2 protein-coding genes are annotated in these 2,311 nt (G+C 72.5%); both read right to left on the bottom strand.

What is annotated here, in order from left to right; genetic code table 11:
- Positions 1–291: 291 nt before the first annotated feature.
- On the bottom strand, positions 292–1,020 hold the full coding sequence (locus tag WBA97_RS14160) for a hypothetical protein (protein WP_424231249.1): 729 nt from the start codon (positions 1,018–1,020) through the stop codon (positions 292–294).
- Entirely contained in the window at positions 1,017–2,240 is a 1,224-nt protein-coding gene (gene eccE, locus WBA97_RS14155) for a type VII secretion protein EccE (protein WP_424231250.1), read from the bottom strand. Before eccE ends, WBA97_RS14160 begins: the two co-directional genes overlap by 4 nt.
- Positions 2,241–2,311 lie beyond the last annotated feature (71 nt).

Below are 2,311 nucleotides of genomic sequence, written 5' to 3'. Positions count from 1 at the left end.
CCACGACGGCGAGCCCAACCGCCGCCGCGGCGGCGGCACCGCCGGCCACCAGCCGCCTCACCGAGGCAGCACGAGACTTGCTCATTTGCGTTTCTCCTTGTTGCAGGGCACGTGCGGCCTCAGCCCTCGATGAGGTACCGCACGTGTGTTCAAGGACGACATTCGCCGAGAATGATCACTCGAACAAGAAACGCAAGTAGGTACTTTTAAACAACTGAGCAGGCCATGGGAACAGGTTCGACCGAACGGGCGTGAAAATTGCCCCAGGTGCCGCGTCCCGTTCCGGGTTCCTCAGTCTCCGCGCCGGACAGGCCCCAGGATCTGCTGTTCCTTGGTGTTGGTGATCAGCTTCATCCGCTTCCACAGCATGTGCCCGAGCGCGACGACCTCGTCGTCGGCGAGCGTGGTCAGCTCGTGCACCATCGGCGGCGGCAGCCGCCACACGCGGGCCGCCAGCTGCGCCTGACCGACCGGCAACCGCTGCAGCAGCACCAGGTCCGCCGCGTTCGCGGTGGCCCCGGCCTGCGGGTGCATGTACGGCAGCACGTACACCGTGGTCTGCCACGGCGAACGCGGCGGGAACAGCTCCTGCGGGGTCGGGCCGCCGTCGTGCACGACGAGCAGCGGACCGTCCTCCGACGGGCGGGGCAGCTCCACCGGCGAGAGGCGCCGGATCTGCACGAGCGGCGCGGGCCGCCCGTCCGGTCCGGCGCCCGCGGCCTTCTGCAGCACCTGCCACGAGGCGGGCCGCCCGGTCGCGACGACCACCCATGCGCCGACGGCCATGGCCCGCAACGCGACCTGCCGCGCCAGGTACAGCCCGCCGACCAGCACGAGGCGGGTCGGCGCCGGCCGCAGCGCGGAGATCGTCATCGGCTCGCCCTGCATCGTCGAGCCGAGCATCATGCCGCCCCGGTCGCCGGTCGGGCTGACCGCGTCGAGCATGGTGGGTGACATCAGGAACTCCTGCGTCAGCCCGTTGCCGGTCTGGATGTCGAGGAGCCTCGACGACTCGCTCATGCTCGGCCTCCCAACGGCAAGGTCGCGGCGAGCCCGGCCACCTGCAGCCCGCGCAGCGGGGTCAGGGTGATGCCGAGCCGGTCGGAGATCCCGGACAGCCGCTCGTCGGCGTACTCCAGCTCACCGGGCGTGCGGGCGCTGACCCGCACCAGCCCGCGCATGCCGACCTGGTTGTCCTCGATGCCCGGCGAGATGGACACGGCCACCGTCGACGACAGGGCACGCACGCCGGTCAGCGCGTTCAGGCTGGTGGCGGGCTTGCCGCGGGACCAGCCGGTGATCGCGTAGCTGGCGTGGCCGATGCCGGCGACCGTGACGCCGGTCCACCGCTCGGTCAGGCGCGCCCTCGGCGTCTGCGACGCCTGCTGGGGCTGGTTGGGGGTGGGTGCTGGCACGTGCAGCGCACCGGTCAGCTCCGAGGCCGAGATGCCGGCCTTGAGCAGCTCGTCCGGGTCCAGCGGCCGGGTCGGCACGCCACGCGACTCGAGCGCGTTGCGGACGCGGGACAGCGCACCGATCAGCGCGCGGTGCGCACCGAGCACGCCGCCGCCACGTTCCCTGACCGCGGCCGGGCAGCGGCGCGGGTCGAGCCGCACCGCGACCCACGTGGTGCGGCGCGCGGCCGCGGGCAGCGGGCCGAGCAGCTCCATGTAGGAGGCCAGTGCGGGGGAGTTCGGGGGCAGTGCCGCGCTGCCCGGGTAGCAGTGCCAGATGACCTGGATGGCGTCGAGCACCACACCGCGGTCCTCCAGGCACGGCGCGAGCGCGCCGAGTGGCAGGTTCGGTGCGCCGCCGAGCTGCGTGACCAGGCTGGGGGCCGGGTCGACGAGCAGGACCGCGGTCCAGGTGCCGTCGTGCCACGCGAGGCCGAGCGGCCTGCGCTCGTGGTCGGTGCCGTGCGCGACGACCAGGTCGGGCACGGCGAGCCGCAGCAGGCTGACGCGCGGATCGTCGGGGCCGGTGACCGGGGTGGCGTCGGAGTCCTCGATGCCCTCGATACTGACCGGCTTCGTCGGCTTGGACATCCGCGCGTGCGAGCGCATCGCGTAGCGCATGGTGAGCCCGATCCACTGCGTGAACCAGCGGCCGCGCCACCTGATGGCGCCGACCAGCAGGCCGACCACCGCGATGCCGATGGCGACGTAGATCAGGTCGAGGTCGATCGCGAGCAGGACCAGCCCGATCGCGACGGCGATCTCGAGCACCACCAGGTTGATGATGGGCAGCGCGCCGAGGCTCGCGCCACGCGTGCGCTTCCGTGCGGACATCGGGGGCCGGGGCGGTCCGGACG

The sequence above is a fragment of the Actinophytocola sp. genome (assembly GCF_049647105.1).
GTDB lineage: Bacteria > Actinomycetota > Actinomycetes > Mycobacteriales > Pseudonocardiaceae > Actinophytocola.
This window is presented reverse-complemented; position numbering and strand designations above follow the sequence as displayed.